We start from the raw sequence: 21,367 nt of genomic DNA, 5'->3' as shown, positions 1-21,367 counted from the left end.
GGCGCGTTCAAGTTTGAGGCATCGCCTCATAAGGCGCACAAAGCGCCGCCAGCGCCATCTCACGCCGCCACAATGCCTCTTCCACACTGCGCTTGGCACGGTCCAGCGTGGAGCACGAGCCGCTTTCATGAGCCGTCTGCCACCAGAAGCCCAGGTCGAGTATTTCGTCGAACCAATCTATGCGGCCATGGGTCTTTCCCGCAATGTCGATGTAGTTCCATGAGGAAATCCTCGACACCCAGTACATCTCTTTCATATTCGTCATCATCGCCGGCCCTGTCCCAAGCGGCGCTCGCGACGGAGCGGCATACCTGATGGAGGGAGACACCAGGGGGGGAAGGTCGCCGTTCTCGCGCGAGGCCACGGCAATTCTAGGAAGCCCATCTAATGCCGCATAGGAGAAATTTCTGAGTGGCGGCATCGTCACATGGAGGGGAACGCGATACGGAAAATGCCCACGTAGGACGTATTCGTGCCTCCATCCGATCATCACGTCGCGCGCAGAAAGTAAAGTTTCCGACGCCACATTCAGCCCGATTCACACTGCATTTCGGACTGGCTCTCTAGCGCGTTGAAGCGACGTTTAAGGCGGTGTTTTGTGTGGGTGAACAAGACGCTCGAGGGAACCAGGGATTGCGCCATACTGGTCCGCCCCGTGACCTCTTGGCTACCTTATGCAACACCTTCACGATCACTCACACGGCGAATCGACGGCCCTGCCCGTTGCCTACGAAGTGTCGAAACATGGCGCGACCGCATGCACCCCCATCGCAACATCCACCCATTCCTACGAAGCCGTGTTCCGCGAGCTGGTGCAGAACCACGCCACGCGTCTGCATCGTTTCATCATCAAGCACATCGGCAACTGCCCCGACGCGGAAGACCTCGCGCAACAGGCGTTTCTGGAAGCAGCCAAGTCGTATCACAGCTTCCGTGGCGAATCCCAGCTTTCCACTTGGCTGTACGGCATCGCGCTGAACCTGGTGCGCAACTATTTGTCGCGTGCGCCGGAATGCCGCTACTACTTCGTCAGCGAAGACGCTTTGCACGACCACGCCTCACAGGAGCTCGCGCCAGATGGCGTGGCAGAACAGAACCAGACGTTGCGCCTGCTCGAAGAGTCCATCGCCGAACTCCCGGAGAACATGCGCAGCATCCTGCTCATGATGGGGCTGAACGACATGACCTATGAAGAGGCGGCCGCAAGGCTCACGGTCCCAGTCGGCACCATACGCAGCCGCCTTTCCCGCGCGCGTGCAGCCTTGCGGCACAAGCTGCAATCCAAGGGTTTGTACCTGGACGCCTGACCCGCAGCTCGTCAGGGCGCTCATTGGCCTCCCGCAGCCGGCAACGGTGGAAGGCTCATCGTTGCAATGCTGTGATTGACCTTGGTGTTTCCCTCGCTGGCCAGGCGCAACGCCGGGCCCATCAGCTCGAGCGCAGAGGCCGGCGAGGCCGCTTCCCAGGTCTCATTCACTACGTCGCCCCACCGGCTCAGCGACGTTGCCAAGACCGGCTCCCCATTCACCTGCACCACCCTAGGCCGAATCAGGAACAAGCGCCATTGCTTGTTGGAAGCACGTTCTTTGTACGAAAACAGCGAACCGATCAGCGGGATATCACCCAACAGGGGCACCTTGACCTTCTTGTCCTGATCCGTTGTCACCCGCAGCCCGCCAATCAACAGCGTGTCGCCGTCCGCCACGGTCGCCAGCGTGCTGATCGTGGTCTCGGTGGTCATCGGATAGTTGTCCACCTTGGGCGACTCGTCCAGGATCGCCCCGTCGTCGATATCGATGGCCATTTCGACCTTCGGACCGGAGGGAGACGAAATGTACCGGGGTGTCACCCTCAGGCTGGTTCCCGCCTGGACCTGTTTGACGGCAGCCACGCGTTCTCCCTTCAAACTGATGTAGTAGCTCTTGGAAGTATCGAGGACCGCACCCATATTGTCGGCAGTAAGAACCGACGGGCGTGACAGCACATTTGCCTCGTTCCTTTTCTCGAGCGCCGTCAGCTGAGCCCGTAGCACCCCTGTTACGCCGATGCCGATCGATCCCGGTTCCAAGCCATCGTCGAATTGCTGCGGAACGCCGCCATAAGAAACGGACGTCTTGCCCGCGGTAGCCCCCCACTTCACGCCAAGTTTGTCCAACGCGTCGGCGCTGACATTGACGATCATCGCTTCTATCTCGATCAGCGTACTGGGCACGTCGAGCTGTTCGATCAAGGCGCGGTAGATTGGAATGCGCTCGGGAATATCCTGGACGATGATCGCATTAAGACGGGCATCCGCCTCCACGATCGCTTGCTGAGTGCGCATCCCGCCGGCAAGAAGGTTGCCAGCATTGCCGCTCCCGTCATCGAGTGGCGCCGGCGACCCGTTGATTCCCGCCCCGGCATAGTTTCCCGACGCGTTCCCGGGCGCCGCGCCAACAATGCCACCCATGGCGGCACTGCCGGTCATCGATCCGCCGGACACCAGTTGACGCAGGACAGTCGCCAGGCCGGGCGTTTTCACGGTCTGATCGCGGTAGCGGACCACGCGATCATTGACCGATGCATACTTCAGCCGAAAAACCGCCACCGCCTGCCGGCCATCGCTGCGCGGCAAGGACTTTATCGTACGCTCCACCAGATCGACGTATTGCGGGGGGCCCGAAACCAGGGCCAGGCCCTGCGTGGGTACTTCCCCCCAGCCAAATCGCGGATCGAGTACGCCCAATCGATCCAGCGCCTGCCGTACGCCCGAAATGGAGCCACTGCCCACGCTTACCGTTTTGGTCACCATCGCACTGGCCGGACTCACATAAAGGGTGCCTGCATAGACGAACCAGGTGAACCCATAGACGCCGGACAACTTATCCATGAAATCGCTGGGGCTGGCCGCCGTGAATTTGCCGTTCACCAGCCCATTCACGCCTGGCGCCATGCGCAGACCAAGACTGAAGCCGCTGGCGAACTTTCGCAGTACCTCTTCGAGCGGCTCGCTGTTCGCGAAGTAGCTGTATGGCGCCATAGGCCAGGTGGGAGTCGCATTGGCGGCCGTCGCCGACAGGATCGTCACAGCCAACGCAAAGCCATAGCGCGCAGTAGCTCCAAGGATGGAAGTCGATAGTTTTCCGGGCTTCTTGATTCGTTTCATTTACGTTCGTCGTGTCCATGGAAATCGGAGCGTGCGCCCGCCGGGCCGCCTTCCCGATCCGCGAAGTCGCGGACCTCCCGAAGGATCTTGGCAACGGGGACGACCAGCTCACTCGGTATGTATTGGTTCTCCCTGGCGTCGGCCAGCAGCGCCCGCGCCAGCGGTACATCGCGCATGATCGGCACGCCGACCTGCCTTGCCATCTGGATCATCTCGAGCGCTAGACGGTCGCGGCCCTTCGCCAGCACAATCGGCAGCGGCGTGATGTCGGGCTCGTAGCGCAGCGCAACAGCGATATGCGTAGGGTTGACAACAAGCATGGAAGCCTTGCGAACGGCATTCACCGGGCCGCTGTTGGCGAACTCCTGATGCAGGCGCTTGCGCGTCTGCTTGATCTCCGGCCTTCCCTCCATGTCCTTGTGCTCCCGCGTGACCTCCTGCTTCGTCATCTTGAGCCGCCGCGTGCGCTGCCAGCGCTGCCAGCCCATGTCAAAACCAGCAATGACAAGACAGAAGATCGCGGTGTAGGCCAGCAAGACCTGGAACAAGGCCTCCATGACGGAAAGCAAACCATCCATGCCGGCCGCAGCGCTGTGCACCAACGGCTCAAGCCCCTGCCGCAGCAGCAGGATGACCAGCAACGAAAAGCAGACGATCTTGACGGCGGACTTGAGTACCTCGACGAGGTTTCGCGACGAGAAAATGTTTTTGACGTTGGCGACCACGTTTAGCTTCTTGCCGGACGGCTTGATCTTCTCCACCGCCACCACGATGCCGATCTGGATGAACTCGACGAAAAGGCCAACGCCAATCACGATGGCCAAAACCTTGCCAAACACCTGCAGCAGAATCGCACGTCCCTCCAGGAACGCGAGCTTCAAGGCGGCGCCGAACGGCTGCTCGTAAAGGCCAGCGGGGATGCGGATGATGCGCTGCAGATCTTCGACAATCTGCGTTCCATTTCCCAAGAGAAAGATGAGCAGCGCCAGCGTCAGCAGGGTCTGGGTGAAATCGCGGCTGTAGGGGACGTCTCCCTTCTTCCTTGCGTCATCGAGCTTCTTCGGCGTCGGCTTTTCGGTCTTTTCCTCGCTCACGGCGCCCGCCACAGATCGGTGAGGAGCGGGATCGTATCGGCGATCCGCCGCGTTTCAAGCGCCCCTTGCTCGAACACATTGGCCAGGCAAAGCACGATCACGAGCAAGACGATCGCCGTCTTTATCGGCATTGCTAGAAAAAAGACCTGCAACTGGGGGGTGAAGCGGCTCGCCAGCGCCAGCCCCAGTTCCGCAAGCAACATCATGACCATCGCCGGCGCGGCGAACAGAAGCACCAACCGCATCAAACGGTCCAGTTGGGAAAGCATGATCGGTACAACTTCCATGCGCAGCGATGGGGCCCACTGCCAGGGATCCCATAGGCGGAAACTGTCAAACAACATCGAAAGCATCAGGTTGATTCCATCGCCACTCAAGAACAGGACGCCAAAAGCCAGCTGGAATACGATCGCCAGTGGCGTCGCTTCCGTTCCCATCGTCGGATTGAAGAGTGCTCCCATACTTGCGCCCCGCTGATAGTCGATAAGGGATCCCATGGCTTCGAATATCCAAAACGGAATGGCGGCGAAAAAGCCCAGAACCACGCCGACGAAGGCTTCCTTCACCACGAGCGCTGCGAGCAGCGCCAGGCTCAAGTCACTGGCCTGCGCGCCCGGCAACGTCAATGGCGTGACGAGCAATCCGAGCGGGACCGCGACAGCGCCGCGCAGCCGGCCGGGCAGTAGCTGCTTGCTGAATACTGGCAACATCATGAGCGTGACCAGGATGCGCGGCTGAGTGACCGTCAGAGCGAACATCAGATCCTTGACGGCGGCGTAAGTGACGAAGTCGCTCATGCGGTTCCAACTTGGTTACCGAATAGTTCGGAAGATTCCGTAAACCGACAATGAATAGTTGAAAATTTCCGAACCTATCCATCCTGCCGTCAACAAAAGCGTGGCAAACACCGCCACCAGCTTGATAGCAAAGGACAACGTCTGCTCCTGAATCTGGGTCAACGCCTGAAAGAGCGAAAAGAGCGTCCCTACGACCGATGCCACGCCCAACAGGGGCAAGGACAGCCAAAACACCAGATAAAGCGCCTGCTTCAAATAGAACACCAGCTCATTCGAGTTCATGCCGATCCTTCGTTGCCACAAATTGTCCGCACCTTTCCCTGCCCCTTGACTCCTGACCGCGACCTTCCTGCGGCCCCCATCCTGCGCGTGCAGGCCGCCGCCCAGCCACGAAAACAACACCGATTGGGGTACGCCAAAGATCCGGTGCGGCGCCGGTCCGTCGGCGGCGCCGCTCGAGGGGAGCCGCATCAACGCTCGAGGGAAGCGGCGTCAACGCTCTTGGGGCGGTCCTCTCCGTCTACGAATAGGAGAGGACCAACCCCTTGATCAACAGCGTCCAGCCGTCCAGCATCACGAAGAGGAACAGCTTCAGCGGGATCGCGATAGTCACGGGCGACACCATCATCATCCCCATTGCAAGCAATACGTTGGAGACGATGAGGTCGATGATGATGAACGGCAGGTACAGGAGAAAACCCACCTGGAACGCCGAGTTCAGCTGCGAAAGGACAAACGCGGGCACGAGTACGAAAAAATTGTCTTCCTTCAGTCCCCGGGCGGCGCCTTCGCCCCACAGGCTCGCCGCCGTGTCGACGAAGAATTGCCGATGCGCCGGTTTGCTGAACTTCATCATGAAGGCCCGCATCGGCGCCGCCCCCCGCTGGACAGCATCCAGCATCCGGTCCAGCTTGCCCGACGCCGCGCCCGGACCATCCGGCGTGCTCGCGCCACCTGGCGCGTACCGGCTGACCGGCGGCGGCGCCGAGGAACCGCCGCCCCCTTCGCTGCTTCCTCCATTCCCGGCTTCAACGGCGTCATCGCGCAAGGCGTCATGACTGCCCTGTGCCACGGGAGTCTCCGGCTCACGGATTGCATCCGCCACCTGTCCCAGAACGGGAGCCATCACATAGGCAGACAGAATCAACGCCAGCCCATTCAGCGCCATGTTGGGCGGCACCTGCTGCACCCCGATGGCGTTGCGAAGCAAGGCGAGTACGACCGAGATTTTCAGGAATGAGGTCGTCATGACAACCGCGATGGGCAGAAGCGCCACCGCGGCCATGACCGCCATCACGGTGATTGGATCGATGTCGCTTAGAGACATTCAGGATGCTCGCCGTCGCTCAAGGCAAGGATGCGGGCGCCCAGCCGGCCTTCGACATCGACCAGATCGGCGATTCCGATGCATTTGCCGTTGGCCCGGACATACACGGGACCGTCTTGAATGGAGCGGCCCAGTTCGAATATCTCTCCTGGACGCAGTTCCTGCAGCTCTGCGATCGATACGGCCTTGTGTCCCAGATCGAAAGTCAGATGGACCGGAATCGCACGTAGGTCGGGCGCACCGCCGGCCGCAGCTGCGGAAGCGGCTGGATCGGCCGACGGACCGCGATTGGTCTGCTCATCGGAGCATGCCGCGGCCCTGTGTGCGTCGCTTTCTTCCATGTCGCTTCCCATGCCGGGCTGGGCGCCCTCGGCGCCAAGGCCAGGGTCGATACCGGCCGTTTCGGTATGCGCAAGCTCGTCGGGAAATGACGGCGCGTCAGGCGGCGGATACGAAAGGTCAGTCATGTCGGAAATCCAGTGGTCGATGATCAGAAATGCCGAGGAGGTGTTTGCGGCCCGTCTGGCCCGCACGCGCTGATGGCCGGGAAGCACCAGCCACGATTCATCACGGCCAGATCCTGCCTGCCGATCGAACAGCACGACGTCGCCCAACGTCAGCGAACGGATCTCTTCGACGCTCAGAAACGTTTCCCCCACCACGGCCCCTACGGGTACGTGGATGCCGCACAGCGGCAAGCGATCGGCCTCAGGCCGCACGCCGGCGAGCACGGCAGCGAGGTTGCCCAACGCGGTGTCGTCCGCCAGCATGGTGGTGCAAACCTGAGCATTCGTGCCGACACCAAGCAATGAAAGCCTTACGGCATGCCAGCGATGCTGCCTTTGCTGCTGGCCGTCCGGGCAAGCAGAGAGAAAGACCGGACGCGGCGTTCCCTCTGGGAGCAAAGCCCAAATGTCCTCAATCAAGGCTTCGATCACTGCATCGACAAACGCGGCAGGCAGTTCATTGGCGGCGAGCTCGGGCATCTTCGCTGCCAGCCAGCTTTCGACCGCGCCCGGATGCAGGCACAAGCCTACCGCCGCGTCCTTCCACATTAGCCAGCGCGATGCCGCAGGCTGCCGATCGCCCGTGCCATCGAAAGGAAGCTCAATTGCAAGCGCCCATGCGCTGTCCCTGGCGCCGGCACGATGCCTCGGCCGCAGCACTCGCCCGTGTCGCGCTATCGCCGTACGCGCAGCGGCTTCACGCCGGCTCATGGCAGGCGGCTGGTACCTCCGGACGCTCTTCATCGCGCTGTGCCGTCCGTGCCGTCCGTGCCGTCCGGCTTCTGCAATGGGGCATCCGCTCGAACTTCCACCGCCTGGAAGGTGTGGCCGCCGCCCGGTGCGACGCTCAGCCGCACATCGGCGGGCAAGACCTGCGCCACGCGCGCGGCAAGCGGCTGTGCGCCCGCCACCAGCCTGCGGTGCACAGCAGCATCGCGCGTGACGAATGCCACGTTCACGCAGCCCGCGTCTTCGAATACCGACATTTCGGTCGCCGGCAACTGCCGCTCCTCGAACGCGATGCGCACGAAACGCTCGCCCTTTTCATAGGCGCCGAGGTAGACCTTGCGCACCACCGCGGCGACCGCTTCGATACCCAGTGGATTCATACCGTCGGACATGGCATGAGCTGGAGCCGTATCCTGCCGTGACGCCTGCTCCATGCAATGCCTGACGTGCTGGACCTTTTCGTCGACCGAGGAAACGGTTGGAGCCTCGTGCCGCGGCAGTCTCGTGAGACACTGCACCGCCTGGGCATCGGCGCCGACTGTTTCATCGGCAACGTCGTCCCCGCAGAATATTTGCCTGAAGCGCTGGACATCCATCAGAGACACCATCGTGGCGGGAAGCCAATCCGTCCGCGCGCCTTCGCGGCCTGGCGCGTCAGGCTTCCCGCCTGCGTGGACTTGAGGCGACGGGCCGGACTGTGACGGAGAAGTCTGTAGGCCTGTCGCCCCGTCTGCGGCCAACTGTCTCATGCCACCTCCCTGCGGTGCTGCAACACCGCGACCTCGTCGAGTTCGGCATCCAGTTTTCGCTCTTCTGCCATTACCCTTTCCTTAAGCTCCAGGTTTATTGCCTCGAGACACTTCTGCGTGGCTTTAATGGCCTGCAATCGTGCTTCCTGACCGCTACGCAGCGCCAGCTCGGCCGCATCGGCCGCGCGCTGCGCCTCTTCCAGGCTGCGCCAATGCTCTCGGGTGCGTTGACGCAGCGCCTCGACCTTGGCCAGCTTTGCGGCCATCGCGCGTGGCGATACGGCGTTGCCGATCAACTTGGCATACAAAGACGCCTCTTCTTCCTCCGCTTGTACGCGCCAGTCCTCCAGGCGCCGGCGCTCGCGCTTCACACGCGCGTCCGCCTCATTGCACGCGGCGCGCAGACCAACCAAAGCGCGTGCGGCACGCTGCTCCCGCGATTCGCGTACCCGCAACAGCTTCGCGCGGACATCTGTCATGCTTCGGCCAGATCCATCAGTCGGCGCACCGCGGTGTCGAAATCGTCCACCTCCTGCGTGCCCTGGCGAAGGTATTTGCGCATATCGTGAATCTTGCGCACCGCTTCGTCGCCGAGGGGATCGTTGCCGGGCTGGTATTCGCCGATATTCACCAGCAACTCCAATTCGGCATACTTGGCCATAAGCTCGCGGAACCGTCCTGCTGCGGTGGCATGGGGGGCCGACACGATGCGGCTCATCACGCGGCTGGCCGATGCCAGTACATCCACCGCTGGGTAATGATTTTCCGCCGCAAGCTTGCGGGAAAGGACGATATGGCCATCCAAGATGGAGCGCACTTCGTCGGCCACGGGCTCGGTCATATCGTCGCCCTCCACCAGCACGGTGTAAAACGCTGTGATCGAGCCGCGGTCGTTCGTGCCGGCACGCTCGAGCAGCCGCGGAAGGACCGCAAACACAGAGGGCGGAAATCCGCGCCTGGTGGGAGGTTCTCCCGCGGCCAATCCGATTTCCCGCTGCGCCCGGGCGAAGCGGGTGACCGAGTCCATGAGAAACAGCACGCGCTTTCCCTGGTCGCGGAAATATTCCGCAATGGCGGTCGCTACGAACGCGGCCTTAATCCTTTCCATCGCGGACCGGTCGCTCGTCGCGCACACGATCACGCTCTTTCGTAGACCGGCGTGTCCGAGCTCGTGTTCGAGAAACTCCCCGACTTCCCGGCCCCGTTCTCCGATGAGGGCCACGACGCGGACGTCCACGTCCGCGCCGTTGACAAGCATCCCCATCAGCGTCGATTTGCCGCCTCCCGCAGCGGCGAAGATGCCCAGGCGCTGTCCGCAACCACAAGTCAGCAGACCGTCGAGCACCCGGATACCCAGCGGCAATGGACGGTCGATGGCGCGTCGCACCAAAGGATGCGGCGCATCGCGCAGTACCGGGTAATACTCATCGCACAACAACGGGCCGCGCTCGGCCTCGTCCAAGGGCCGTCCCAATCCGTCGAGCACCCGGCCCAGCAACGCGGGCCCAACCGCTACCCGCATACTTTCGCCCGTGGGAAGCACTTCGGTTTCAGGCCCAAGGCCTTGAATGTCCCCGATGGGGGTCAGCAACGCCCGGCCTTCCGCGAAACCGATGACCTCCGCTTGCATGTCCGGATCCGCCCCGGGGTTGCGCAATGTGCATAGTTGACCCACGCGCGCTCCCGGAACGGCGGCTCGGATGATCGTGCCGGTCACCTGCGTCACCCGCCCGACCAGCGTCAGGGGCCGCGCCTCGGCCAGCGCGGCGCGCATGGTTTCCATCGCCCGCTCAAACATCGCGCTCGCTCCCTTCGTTTTCGGGAGTAGCCAGGCCGCCCCGCGATAGCGCATTCTCCAGTACGCGCCTTAGGGTTTCCAGCTGCGCTTCGAGGCTGACGTCGACCGTACCGATCGCGCTTTCCAGCCGACAGACATCCCGCCCCAGTCTTTCATCTTCCACAATCTCGATGTCGCCCACTTTGGGAAAGGCCTTCCGAAGGCCGTCGATATCCTCGCGCAGCGCAGCGGCGACGTCGGTATTCACGCGCAAGGTGACGTGGTTCTGCTGCCGCATCAGGGCGAGCCCGCTGCGAACCGCCGCCAGCGCACGTTGCCTGTCGTCGAAGTCCGCGATGATTTTTCTCATCGCGGCGACAACGATCTCGCCTAGTCCGCTTTCCATGCCCTCGATTTGAAGACGCATGCGGCGCGACATGGAGACCATTTCGGCGGCCAACTCGGCCCTGGCCTCCTCCTTGCCCAAGGCGTAGCCCCGCGCGCGCTCCGCGTGGAAAGCCGATTTCGCGTCCTTGAGGATACGCGCCGCCCGGCTCCGCGCGTGCCGCAGCACTTCCGCCGCATCAACGACCCTGGCGTAAGATTCGGCTCGCAGGACCTTCCCCAATGGCCGCACGGCCAGTCCGGCGTGGCCATCCGTATCCGGACGCCCGGCGTGTCGGTCTACGCTTTCCGTAAATGCTTCCTCGCGGTCTCGGCGATCCTCGTTTACCGCGTTGTGAGGCGCCGCTGCCATGCCGCCGCGGTCAAGCAGGAACGACATGATTCCACTCCATTGACATGCGCAGGACCAGATCCATCGCCTCGTCCCCCGGCAGTTCGCGCCGCGCGGGAGCATGTGCCGGAAGCTTCAATTCGGCTCGCCGCGCCAACGGCCTGCCAGCTGTGCCGAAAGCCGACATCAGTACGCCGCAGCCCAACTGGTCAACATCGTCCGCCGCGGCCGCGACGTCCGTGTATGGGTCCCCCGCCAAGCCGGGATGCCATCGCCGCCCATGGGCCAGCCACCGCAAGGCGGTCGCCCCCAAAGCGGTGGCGAGGACGCGCACTTGGGCGCCCGCGATAGCGAGTCGCAATCTCGGCGCGCACAGCACCGCGCCAAGGGCGCGGGCCAGCTCCAACAGCGACTCTGGGTCCAGCAGGGCGATCCGAAGGGCGGGTAACGACAGATCCGTTACCGGAGCACTATCCAGCTTCTCCTGCCGCAATATTTGACGCGACCAGTGCCTGTGCCAAATGGCACTTTCGGCCGGCATCGTGTCGATGGCATGCAGGAATGCCTCTGAAGCGTAGTCTTTTCGCCTCGAGGGGTGCAGCGTGCGGCTGGGACAAAAGTTGAACGCCAGCATCGCCGCATCCAATGAAGAAATGGGACTTTCCAGCCTCACTGATCCTGCCCAGCCAAGGTGGAATCTGCCGCGTTGACGTCGATGTTTCGGGCCCGCCGCCGCAGCAGCACCAACGTGAGGCCGCCAACCACTGCAACCGCGGCAAGCAGCAAGCCGGACGCGACGAGATACCGCAATGTGGCGTTAGGCTCGGGCTCCGCTGGCGGTGCCGGCGATACGTCCGAACCGGCGCCTGCGCCACCTGACAACATGGCGGCCCCTGCTGCGGCGGGATGCGCGGCCACCAGGATCACCGAAACGCGGCCTTCGTCCAGGTCCGGAATGGCGCGCGCCACCAGCGCACGTATCTGAGGACGAAGCAGATCCACGTTATTCCCCGGCTGGTACTTGATGAACACCGCCGCACTCGATTCGGTCTTTTCCTTCTTGCCCGGCTCCTGCTCAGGCAGGACCACATGTACCCGCGCTACCAACACGCCGTCCAGCTTCGAAAGCGTGTTTTCCAATTCTTGGGAAAGCGCGTATACATATCGCACTCTTTCCTCCAGCGGCGAAGAGATCATTCCGTCTTTATGGAAAATCTTTCCCATGCCCTCGTACCGTTCACGGGGCAGTCCGCGTTGCCGCAGCGCTTGCAATGCGCGTCCTACGTCGGCCTCGGGAACGGTCAGCACGACGCCGGTTTTCTTGATTTCCTTTACTGCGCGTATGTTCGATTGCAACAGGGCGGCGAGCATTTCGTTCGCTTCCGCATCGGTGGTTTCTGAAAACAGCTCCACACGAGGCGAGCAGCCAGCCAGCACGACCAGCACCAACACACAGAACGTAGCCAGCATCCATCGCTGCCAACTTGATCGGCGGCAGCCAACGCCAGGGCGCACGGCTGTCGGGTCCGGACACTCAGGTCTTGCGAGCACGGGCATCACGCGTTCGTTCATCACATTCTGGAGATGCTATCGACCGTGTACAGCGTCTTGCCGATCGCCTTGGTCATCATGTCCGTCTTTGTGGCTGCAATGACGAATCGCATCTGCAGCGTCACCAAGTCGTGCAAGGTCTGACCGCCCGACGACGATGAAACATTGTTGCCGACGCGCTGAAGACCGTTCTGTACCTCGGACCAGTCATGAGTAATTGCCACCGCGCCGTGGCGGAATACCTCCAGGATGCGATCGCCGATACTCCGTGAGTTCGCCTGAGACGACGGCGCGGCACTCAATGCATGCGCCAAGAGCTGGGATTGAACCGATATGGCATTGCCTCCGCCGTCCGGTTGGCCGCTGGAGCCATTCATGATCGCATTGAATTGCTTCGTCGCCTCAGAGGAGGCCGGGTCCGGTCGGACGGGCGTGTCGCCCTTCCTGCCAGCGAGCAGCGAACCGTCGATTGCGGACAACATGTCTGATTACCTTGATGGAAAGAAGAGAGAAAAAGAAAAGCCGGATAACCGGCGCGTCGATCGAGCAGAGATCATGACGCGCTGGATGCAGCGCCAAGCAAAGCGGCGAACTCCGACGGCGGCCCGCCCGCTGCGCTCACCACTGCAAAACAACGGTCGGCATTCGCATGGCGCCCTTCCTGGCGGTATGCGATTCCCCTGCACAACTCCAGGAATGCATGCTGCTCATGACTCTTGCAACACAGGTTTTCGAGCAAACAAAGCGCTTCCGTAGTCCGATCGGAAAGGGTCCATACCATGGCGAGACCCATGTCCGCGTAGACATTGCCGGGACATAGTTTTCGCAGACATAGGAAGAGTGCCTCCGCCGGTTCGGAACAGCCCGCCAACGCTCCCATGAACCCGACCAAGGCCAGCTTCTGGGTAGCGTCGGCGTCGACCATATCGACCGGTGATTCAGCCAAACGGCCAGGCTGCATACCGATTACACAGGGATAGGGATGGAGGCCCGCTCGATGGAAGAGCGTACGTAGTCCGCCGTCGAGTTGACCATATCCTGGTAAAGCTTTCCTGCCTCTTTGATGCTACGCTTCATCGCGTCCTGAACGAGGGACAAGTCCTCGATCGCCGCCGTCACCACACTCTGGAGAAAAACGCCCTCCTGCTGCACCAGACCAAGCCGCAGCTCGTCATATCCCAGCTTGATCTGAAAGCCGCTGTTCACCGTCCTCGTTGCAGCCAACAGCGTTTGCGACCCTATCTGAAGCCAACGCGCGACCAACTGTAATGAGGCGCGCCCCCCAGTCAGGAACTTCATCGCACTCGTCACTTGCTGCTGGAAGGCACTCGAAAATTTTGACGCGGCCGTGCTCGCCCCGCTTGCGCTGGCGACCCCAAGCGTTAACCCGATTGCCATCAAGCTACCGGCAATGTTGGCGGCCGCCTCCACTATGGCAACGACCTCCTTGCTGGCGCCTGCTGCGTTCGCGATTCCGCGCGCCATCGTGGCGACGCAACTTGGGTCCAGCAGCAACCCGAATCCCGTGGCCGTCATCACACATCCGGTGATGATGTCGGCAGTGTTCTGCGCCATGTCTTTTGGCATGACGGTCATGAGAACCTTCCCCACGACTTTGCTGATTGCGTCGCTCAATTGCACGCCAGACGATTGCAGCAGCGCACCGGCCAACGCCAAGGCTGCCATCGTGATGACAATGGCGCCTCCGCCTGTGGCGATTGCCGCCACCAGACCGACGGCAGCGACCACCGGAGCAAGAATCTTCGTGAACCAGCCCAGGGCCTTGGCCCACCAGCCGGTCTTTTGAGCCGCCCGCTCCTTCTCGGCAATCTCTTTAAGCTGCTTCATTCGCAGCGCCGTCGTTTCGTCCACGCGACGCTTGCTTGCGTCGTAGGCGTCCTTCGCCTGGGACGACATCCATGCCGACATCAGAGTCTGTCTGGTCCCTTGTATCTCGGCGAACAGTTGGTCGAGGTCCGGGACGGCTACGAGTGGCGGCGGCATCGGAACGAATTCTTCCGCATCGGTTGGGGCTCCATCACGGAAGCTGTTTTCGCCCCCCTGCGCCGTCCCGCTGCCGTCCTCCGATGAGCCGGGCACATAGCCCATCAATTGCTCAAGAACGCTGTCCCAGCCATCGGTGAGATCCGCGATATCCTGTACGCCATTCCCTGCATTGATATCCGATCTCGGGCGTCCCGATCCGGGCGCTGCGGTTGGGAGCGCCCCTTCGCCGGGTAGGCGGACGCTGTTCAATACTTGCATTTTTTCCTCGTCGAGAAGCCAGTCCTTTCAACCCGGTCACGCACCGAGGTTTCTTGCATTGACGCGCGCGATTTCCACCAGCGCCTGGGCCACCTCGTCGGCGCGCTTGACGGCCTCGCTGGCGTTTCCACGCCTGCGTTCAGCCATTTCCCTATCCAGCCCTGCGGTCGTGTTTCCAACCTGGGCGGCCAGATCGTTTCGCTTGGCCTGTGCCTCCGGGATGCCCGTACCGAGCTCGTTGCCCGCGTACATGACCTGCGTACTGGTGTTCGCGAACGTCTGGGCCACTTCCCGATTCTTGTTCAGACCATCGATTTCCTTGGAGATCTTCTGGACTTGCGTCTGCACGCCCGCCGCTTCTTCCTGTGCTGTCTGTGCTTCCACACGCGCGCGGGCAAGTCGGCTGGCGTCTCCGCTTTTCTCCGCTTCGGCAAGGAGCTTGGCCGAGTCTTGCAACTTCAGGTCAGCCTCCTTGGTGAGTTTGCCCATTGCTTCCGTTTTCCTGGCTGCAATGGCGTTGCCCCTGAGCGCGTACGCCCCCATCGCGGCGCCGGCGATCCCTGTGCCGACCTGGACCCCGAAACGCACCCACATCGAAGTTCTTCGCGCTGCGATGCTGTTCTCGGTGGCGACCATATTGAGTGTTCGATTGACCTGCATATCTTTCATGTAGGTTTCCATCTCTTTGTTGGCAACTTTCTGCGACTCTTCTCCGACCAGGCGCTGCGCCTCCACGAGAACCGAGGCGATATCGCCCCACGACATCGCTCGCGGCTGCTCGGTTTTCCCGTCTTGCGGAAGAACGGGATAGACTGCGCCACTCTGTCCCTGCACACCTGTGATTGCCATCATTCACCTCCGAAAATATCAATCTGATTGCCGATTCGCGTTCAGCGCGCACATGGCTGACTGAACGCCGGACCCTCGGCAGGGCCAGCTTCCTTCGAAGCATTCTTTTTGGCTTGTTCCATGCGGCGCATACAGCGCTCGCGCACCGTCTCGTGAGCGGTGCCGAGACATGCCGACATCGCGAGCGCATACGACTCCATGGCGTCTTCGGCACGGCCCAACGCAAGCTGGGCATCGCCGCTCATCATGAAAGGAACGGGATCGTCGATCTTCATCATCGCGACGATCGCGTACATGCGAAGGGCCTCCTCGAATCGCTCCAGCTTATGAAGCGTCGCGGCCAGTCCCATGATGAACCGGCTGTCCATGTGGTCATAGACAACCAACTGCGAGAACAATACGCGCGCCTTTTCATACTGCCGCTTCTGGAACGTTTCGTAGGCCACGGCATAAAGGCCTTCGGTCGAGGCTTGCGCAACACCCGCCATTTTCCGGATTGAACCGCCTTCGCGCACGAGGGCCGACAACCGATACAAAAGACGCTTATAGTCGTCGGCGCCCGATCCGCCGCCTTTTCTGCCCATAGATTGCCACCTGGATTGAGTTGCTCCGTCACCGCCGGGTTTGCCATCACCCGGACCGATCCGCGCAAGGCGCTTTCCTTGGGCGGTGCCAGCGCATCCCGCGTGCGCCGGCAACGGCCACCCGCGCCGGCCGACTGGCTCAACCGGAATTCCGGGCCACGTTCATCAGCAGGTTCCCTTCCGCCTTGACGATATTGGACTGCTGCGTCATGTCCGCCGACATGCGGCCGACCATCGAGTTCATCCTTGTGGACTGCAGGTTCTGTTCAGTACCCAGGGTCTGCGACTTCCCATCCAGCGTGGTGCGCAGCGCTTCGAAATCGCCTTTGGTGTTGTCTTTGGTCCACTTGTTCGGATCGTCGGTAAAGCCGAGGTCGACGAGCGCCTTGTTCAGCTTACTGAGGGAATCCGGTATGGATCCGCCTTTATCCTCAGCATCGCCGAGCTTGGCGTCGTTCTCCGCCTGCGGCGAGAACTTCCCCAACAGATTGGCCACGGCGCTCTTGGCGTCCTCGTAGACGTTCATTTTTTTCACCTGCTCGTCGACACGCTGGTTCTGCCGCAGCACAGCTTGCGAGGTGGCGCGCAGCACGGCCTCCGAGGTCGCAAGAATGGATGCAAAGGCCAAGGCCCAGTCGGCCACCATGGAGGTATCGGTGCCGCTCAAGAAACTGTCGTACATCCGGGCCCCAGGCCCCCCCTTGGTGAAAACCCCTGGCATGCCAAAACTGCTCATTACCGATACTCCTATCTGACTTCCAGCCGCAATGTCGCGGATGCGCAGGTAGGTGCGTGCCCCAAGATTCCGGTTCCTGACGTCATTGCGCCGGACGAATTGACCGCGATAGCGGATTCAACGTTCGGCAGGCGCCTGCGAGGCTTGGGAACTTTGAAGGAGCCGGCGCCACTACCATTGCCCCTTCGAGCATGGCCGTGGCAACCGCATCCCGGCCTCCGAACATGCCCAGCCGCATGAGCGTGCTCAAGCCGTGAACGCGCACGGGCGAATGCCCATCCCTGCGCCAGGAACCATTGAATGATCAATCGAATTCTGACCAGGCCCTATCCCATCGATCGTGTCGGTCCCGTTGCAGCGGACCGGACCGCCATGACGAGCGGCGCCGCTTCAGGCCCGCCTTTACTTGCGTCGCGGCCGTTCACCGAATCGTCCGCTCAACCTACCTCGCCACCGGCCTGGCTCGATCGCCCGACGCTCGAGATAACAATCAGCCACGACCTGGCGCCCGACCCCGGCAAGTACGGTTTGAACCATCCCGGCGTCTTTGACCGGGCGCTGGAGCGATGTTTCAACTCGATCGCGATGCTGGCGCGGAACGGCGGCGACGCCGTCGCCATCGGCTCGCTGAACGTCGTCAGCGGCATAATCGCCTTGCGACGGCAATCGTCGGTCGTGCGCAAGGCGCTCTACGCAGGATGAACAGCACATCCGGAACGGCGCTTTCCGGCGAAAGCGTCGAGCTGCTGCATACCCTGGCCTTCCTGAGCGTCCAGAATGGCCGTCCGCACGAGGCCGTTTCCCTGCTTGAAGCCGCGGACCGCTTCGGCAAATGCGACGCTCGTGCTTTGACCCTGCTGTCCCTGGCGCAACTGCGCGCCGGGTTCGCCAGCCGCGCCTTTTCGACACTGCAACGCGTCGATCCCTCGCCGGCGCAGCGTCGGACATACCAGGTGGTCCTTGCGCAAATCCTGGTGGCGCTCGGCCGAAGGGAAGAAGCCCATGCCGCAATACGCCGGGCCGGCGCGCCGAAGCTGGCCTTGACCGGGCGCACAGGGACATCGCAATCCATCTGACAGACTCGAAACCATGCACGCGATAAGACGCGTCGTCGCGATCGCGACAAGCCGCAACGACATCCTGCTCGCCATGATCGTCATGGCGATCGTCTTCATGATGATTCTGCCTTTGCCGCCGGCAATCATGGACGTGCTAATAGGAATCAATATCACGGCGTCCTGCGTTCTGCTGATGGTGGCGATCTATCTCCCGTCTCCGCTCGCATTCTCGTCCTTCCCGGCGGTCCTGCTCGTGTCCACGCTGTTCCGCCTGGGCATCTCCATTTCCACCACCAGGCTGATTCTGCTGGACGGAAACGCGGGCCACATCATCGATACGTTCGGGAACTTCGTCGTGGGCGGCAATCTGGTGGTCGGGCTGGTCGTGTTTCTCATCCTGACGATCGTTCAGTTCATCGTCATTACCAAAGGCGCCGAGCGGGTCGCCGAAGTCGCCGCCCGATTTTCGCTGGACGGCATGCCGGGTAAGCAGATGTCCATTGACGCCGACCTGCGTGCCAATGCAATACAGATTGATGAGGCCAAGAGGCGCCGGGCGCTGGTCGAAAAGGAAAGCCAGATGTACGGCGCGATGGATGGGGCGATGAAGTTCGTAAAAGGCGACGCCATCGCGGGCCTGATCATCGTCGCCGTAAACCTGCTGGGGGGCTGGATCATCGGGTCGCTACAGCGCGGCATGACGGCATCCGAAGCCGCGATGACATATTCGGTGCTGAGCGTAGGCGACGGCTTGATCGCACAGATTCCCGCTTTGCTCACCGCGATCTGCGCCGGGATTATCGTTACGCGGGTGCCGACCGGCAACGAGAGATCGAACGTGGGCAATGATATCGGCACGCAGGTTCTGGCACAGCCAAGGGCACTGATCATTGCCTCCATCATTGCCTTGGCGGTCGGTTTGATTCCCGGAATGCCATTTACCGTGTTCCTCGTCCTGGCGGTGTGCACCGGCACAATCGGATTGGTACTGCTCAACGCCCGCGGCAGAAAGACCGGATCCGCGGGAGACGGAATCTCCGCCGGCGGGATCGGCGACACTGCCGGGGCTGACGATATGGCTGACGGTCCCAATGCCTTCAAACCGGCCGCCCCCATTGTGGTCGAAGTGGCGCCTGACCTGGGAAGCCTGGTCCAGGACGGCAGCTTGAAGGGCGCAATCCAAGACGTCCGGCATTCCTTGTACCAGGATCTGGGCGTTCCCTTTCCTGCAGTTCAGGTGCGCGAGAGCGCCACGTTGCCGGATCAGGAGTACCGGATCCTGCTTTTCGAGGTGCCGGCGGCATCCGGCCGGATACGGACGGATGCCGTATTGGTGCGCGAAAGCGTTCACAACCTGGACGCCATGGGAATCCCTCACCATCGCGACGCATCTTTTCCGGCAGACGAGGCCGGTTTCTGGGTGGATCGGGCGCATCTTCCAGCGCTCGACGGCATGGGGACGCCCGTCCTGCAAACCCATCAGGTTCCCGCCTGGCGGCTTTCGATGATTCTGCGCAAGCACGCCGCGGATTTTCTCGGCATTCAAGAGACGCGGCAGCTGATGTCGGCGATGGAGGAGGACTTCTCGGAGCTCGTCAAGGAAACACACCGCGTTATGCCGATTCAGCGGATCGCCGAGATCTTCCAGCGTTTGGTGTCCGAAGACATTTCGATCCGGGATCTGCGGGCTGTTCTGGAAGCGCTGGTGGACTGGGCGCAGAAGGAAAAGGACATTGTCCTGCTTACCGAACACGTCCGCTCGTCACTTAAGCGCTACATCAGCCACAAGTACACGAACGGTCAGAACTTCATGCCGGCATATCTTCTCTCACCGGACGTGGAGGACACCGTTCGCGACGCTATCCGGCAGACTGCGGCCGGAAGCTATCTGGCGATGGACCCCGAAAAGTCGCAGGCGTTGCTCGATAGCATTCACCGAACCGTCGGAAATCTGCAGACCAGCACGGCTCGCCCCGTACTCCTGACTACCATGGATATCCGCCGCTACGTACGCAAGTTGATTGAACAGGATTTGTACCACTTGCCGGTGCTGTCCTATCAGGAACTGACGCCCGAGGTGAACGTGCAGCCGCTTGCCAGGATCGAGCTGTAACGCTCACATCGGCGTGGCAGGCGTATCAAGAGGTATGAAAGTGTCGGGCGAATTCGAATTTCGCGTTCTGACCGGGCTGCATGAGCGCGCCCGCTGCGTTGTATCGGACACCGTGGTGATAGGGAGCGACGTAGCTTGCGACGTCGTTCTGTTGGACGGCGGTATCGCGCCGCGCCACGCCGTAATTCGAGTTGACACGGCGGGATGGTCCATAGCGCTTCAAGACGAAACGTCCGGCACGGACATCGCGCCAAAAGTATGGCGTCTCAACACGCCTGTTCGGTTGGGCCCCCTTTGGGTCACGGTTTCCGCAGCAGGCGACGCCTGGCCCGAACTCAGTGTGGCGCCGGAAAGCCCCGCCGGAACGGAAGCCAGCCACCGCGACGTGGCGGATTTGCCCTGCGCAGATGGTTGGAAGCCCCACGGGGCAACCGCGGACCATCCGGCAGGAGAGGGCCGCAGAAGAACCGCCTTGTGGCTGACGTCCGCCGCGCTCGCCGTTCTCGTTTGCGGCGGCGTTGCGGTCGCCGCATTTTCGCCGTCCGTAAACGACGCCCCGCGGAAAGCCATTTCGCAGATACCGGATCTCAAAAGTCTGGCTGATATCGAAAAATTGCTTGGTGAATTGAACCTGGCGGACTCGATCCGGGTCTCGCCGACCGGATCTGGACGGTACGTGCTGAGCGGCTGGGTCCGCGATGAAGCGGAGCAAACTCGCCTCGCCACCGCCCTCGCGGCTATTTCGCCCACGCCGGATCTCGTTACGAAAAACCAAGTCGAGGTCGAACGAAGAGTCGCTGATGGGTTGAATAAGATGGATCTTCGTTTTCGTTTGAAACGGCAAGGTCCCGGGCCGCTGCGTTTACAGGCCGTGGTGGCGGATGCGCCGACCCGTCAGGCGATCCTGGAATTTCTGCGAAACCGTAACGACGAAGTCGATGCCGCTCCAGGGGACGTCCTCCTGGCGAGTCAGGTGATCGAAGCATTTGCCGCTGCGTCTGCTCGATCCGGCCTGCCCGCGATCAAGGCAGATTGGACTCAAGGCCGGGTAGACCTGAAGCCTGTCAACCTGAACACGCCAGAGCAGGAGCAGCTTGTCGCGCTGGTCAAACTGCTCAATACGCGTTATCTCGATGCGTTCGTTATCGATGCGCCGCCCAAGGCTGAGTCCGCAGCGCACACGCTGCCTTTCCGCATCGCGAGCATCGTCGGGGGACCGCAGCCGTGGCTCGTCCTGGGCGACGGAACGCGGCTTCTGGTGGGAGGAACCTACGCGGATTACCGGCTCAAGGCGATTGAAGACACACGGGTCGTGTTCGACGAACCCTATCCCATAGTCATCCCACGGTAG

Annotated in this window: 23 protein-coding genes; 5 read left to right on the top strand and 18 right to left on the bottom strand. The window is 61.8% G+C overall.

Annotated elements, in window-relative coordinates; genetic code table 11:
• Positions 1-7 precede the first annotated feature (7 nt).
• The gene (locus tag CAL13_RS05175) at positions 8-268 is read right to left on the bottom strand and encodes a hypothetical protein (RefSeq protein ID WP_157664806.1); all 261 of its coding nucleotides are present in this window, start codon (positions 266-268) and stop codon (positions 8-10) included.
• A gap of 406 nt (positions 269-674) precedes the next feature.
• Between CAL13_RS05175 and CAL13_RS05170 the strand changes: the two genes are divergently transcribed.
• On the top strand, positions 675-1,307 hold the full coding sequence (locus CAL13_RS05170) for an RNA polymerase sigma factor (RefSeq protein WP_086056420.1): 633 nt from the start codon (positions 675-677) through the stop codon (positions 1,305-1,307).
• Positions 1,308-1,327: 20 nt separating this feature from the next.
• On the opposite strand, the gene sctC is transcribed toward CAL13_RS05170, so the two are convergent.
• The 17 genes from sctC to CAL13_RS05075 form a co-directional block, all read right to left on the bottom strand.
• Positions 1,328-3,145: a type III secretion system outer membrane ring subunit SctC gene (gene sctC / locus CAL13_RS05165; protein WP_086071727.1), complete on the bottom strand. Its 1,818-nt coding sequence runs from the start codon at positions 3,143-3,145 to the stop codon at positions 1,328-1,330.
• Positions 3,142-4,239, bottom strand: coding sequence for a type III secretion system export apparatus subunit SctU (gene sctU / locus CAL13_RS05160; RefSeq protein ID WP_232467765.1), 1,098 nt, complete (start codon positions 4,237-4,239; stop codon positions 3,142-3,144). The genes sctC and sctU overlap by 4 nt, the downstream gene beginning before the upstream one ends.
• Positions 4,236-5,036 carry a type III secretion system export apparatus subunit SctT gene (gene sctT / locus CAL13_RS05155; protein WP_086071725.1) on the bottom strand — a complete coding sequence of 267 codons (801 nt, stop codon included), beginning with the start codon at positions 5,034-5,036 and terminating at the stop codon, positions 4,236-4,238. Before sctT ends, sctU begins: the two co-directional genes overlap by 4 nt.
• Positions 5,037-5,051: 15 nt before the next feature.
• A complete protein-coding gene (gene sctS, locus CAL13_RS21675; RefSeq protein ID WP_420042413.1) occupies positions 5,052-5,507 on the bottom strand; it encodes a type III secretion system export apparatus subunit SctS in 456 nt (151 codons plus the stop codon).
• A 49-nt stretch (positions 5,508-5,556) separates the two neighbouring features.
• A complete protein-coding gene (locus CAL13_RS05145; RefSeq protein ID WP_157664805.1) occupies positions 5,557-6,321 on the bottom strand; it encodes an EscR/YscR/HrcR family type III secretion system export apparatus protein in 765 nt (254 codons plus the stop codon).
• 32 nt (positions 6,322-6,353) lie between these two features.
• Positions 6,354-7,418 (bottom strand): type III secretion system cytoplasmic ring protein SctQ, encoded by a 1,065-nt coding sequence (gene sctQ / locus CAL13_RS05140; protein ID WP_157664804.1) that lies wholly within the window; start codon positions 7,416-7,418, stop codon positions 6,354-6,356.
• Between the two features lie 191 nt (positions 7,419-7,609).
• Positions 7,610-7,990 carry a hypothetical protein gene (locus CAL13_RS05135; protein ID WP_086071722.1) on the bottom strand — a complete coding sequence of 127 codons (381 nt, stop codon included), beginning with the start codon at positions 7,988-7,990 and terminating at the stop codon, positions 7,610-7,612.
• Positions 7,991-8,343: 353 nt separating this feature from the next.
• Positions 8,344-8,826 carry a type III secretion system stalk subunit SctO gene (sctO, locus tag CAL13_RS05125; protein ID WP_086071720.1) on the bottom strand — a complete coding sequence of 161 codons (483 nt, stop codon included), beginning with the start codon at positions 8,824-8,826 and terminating at the stop codon, positions 8,344-8,346.
• Positions 8,823-10,130, bottom strand: a complete 1,308-nt coding sequence (gene sctN, locus CAL13_RS05120; RefSeq protein WP_269768192.1) for a type III secretion system ATPase SctN — start codon at positions 10,128-10,130, stop codon at positions 8,823-8,825. Before sctN ends, sctO begins: the two co-directional genes overlap by 4 nt.
• Before the next feature lie 7 nt (positions 10,131-10,137).
• Positions 10,138-10,908 (bottom strand): HrpE/YscL family type III secretion apparatus protein, encoded by a 771-nt coding sequence (locus CAL13_RS05115; protein ID WP_157664803.1) that lies wholly within the window; start codon positions 10,906-10,908, stop codon positions 10,138-10,140.
• Positions 10,892-11,494, bottom strand: a complete 603-nt coding sequence (locus CAL13_RS05110; protein WP_086071718.1) for a SctK family type III secretion system sorting platform protein — start codon at positions 11,492-11,494, stop codon at positions 10,892-10,894. The genes CAL13_RS05115 and CAL13_RS05110 overlap by 17 nt, the downstream gene beginning before the upstream one ends.
• A 35-nt stretch (positions 11,495-11,529) precedes the next feature.
• Positions 11,530-12,330, bottom strand: a complete 801-nt coding sequence (gene sctJ / locus CAL13_RS05105; RefSeq protein ID WP_086071717.1) for a type III secretion system inner membrane ring lipoprotein SctJ — start codon at positions 12,328-12,330, stop codon at positions 11,530-11,532.
• 101 nt (positions 12,331-12,431) lie between these two features.
• A complete protein-coding gene (locus CAL13_RS05100; protein WP_086071716.1) occupies positions 12,432-12,893 on the bottom strand; it encodes a hypothetical protein in 462 nt (153 codons plus the stop codon).
• Positions 12,894-13,377: 484 nt separating this feature from the next.
• Positions 13,378-14,676: a type III secretion system translocon subunit SctE gene (sctE, locus tag CAL13_RS05090; RefSeq protein WP_086071714.1), complete on the bottom strand. Its 1,299-nt coding sequence runs from the start codon at positions 14,674-14,676 to the stop codon at positions 13,378-13,380.
• Positions 14,677-14,712: 36 nt separating this feature from the next.
• On the bottom strand, positions 14,713-15,528 hold the full coding sequence (locus tag CAL13_RS05085) for a hypothetical protein (RefSeq protein WP_086071713.1): 816 nt from the start codon (positions 15,526-15,528) through the stop codon (positions 14,713-14,715).
• A 38-nt stretch (positions 15,529-15,566) separates the two neighbouring features.
• Complete coding sequence (locus CAL13_RS05080) at positions 15,567-16,109, bottom strand: tetratricopeptide repeat protein (protein WP_086071712.1); 543 nt, start codon at positions 16,107-16,109, stop codon at positions 15,567-15,569.
• A 139-nt stretch (positions 16,110-16,248) separates the two neighbouring features.
• Complete coding sequence (locus CAL13_RS05075; protein ID WP_157664802.1) at positions 16,249-16,845, bottom strand: hypothetical protein; 597 nt, start codon at positions 16,843-16,845, stop codon at positions 16,249-16,251.
• Between the two features lie 300 nt (positions 16,846-17,145).
• Between CAL13_RS05075 and CAL13_RS05070 the strand changes: the two genes are divergently transcribed.
• The 4 genes from CAL13_RS05070 to sctD are packed head-to-tail and all read left to right on the top strand — an operon-like array spanning position 17,146 to position 21,367.
• The gene (locus CAL13_RS05070; protein WP_086071710.1) at positions 17,146-17,547 is read left to right on the top strand and encodes a hypothetical protein; all 402 of its coding nucleotides are present in this window, start codon (positions 17,146-17,148) and stop codon (positions 17,545-17,547) included.
• A complete protein-coding gene (locus CAL13_RS05065) occupies positions 17,544-17,921 on the top strand; it encodes a tetratricopeptide repeat protein (RefSeq protein WP_086071709.1) in 378 nt (125 codons plus the stop codon). The genes CAL13_RS05070 and CAL13_RS05065 overlap by 4 nt, the downstream gene beginning before the upstream one ends.
• Positions 17,922-17,934: 13 nt before the next feature.
• Positions 17,935-20,016: a type III secretion system export apparatus subunit SctV gene (gene sctV / locus CAL13_RS05060; protein ID WP_086071708.1), complete on the top strand. Its 2,082-nt coding sequence runs from the start codon at positions 17,935-17,937 to the stop codon at positions 20,014-20,016.
• A 34-nt stretch (positions 20,017-20,050) separates the two neighbouring features.
• Complete coding sequence (sctD, locus tag CAL13_RS05055) at positions 20,051-21,367, top strand: type III secretion system inner membrane ring subunit SctD (protein ID WP_086071707.1); 1,317 nt, start codon at positions 20,051-20,053, stop codon at positions 21,365-21,367.

Origin of the sequence: Bordetella genomosp. 9, from assembly GCF_002119725.1 — a bacterium.
In the GTDB taxonomy this organism is placed as follows: domain Bacteria; phylum Pseudomonadota; class Gammaproteobacteria; order Burkholderiales; family Burkholderiaceae_B; genus Bordetella_C.
Note: the sequence above shows the minus strand (reverse complement) of the source record. Positions and strands in the feature narration are given on the sequence as shown.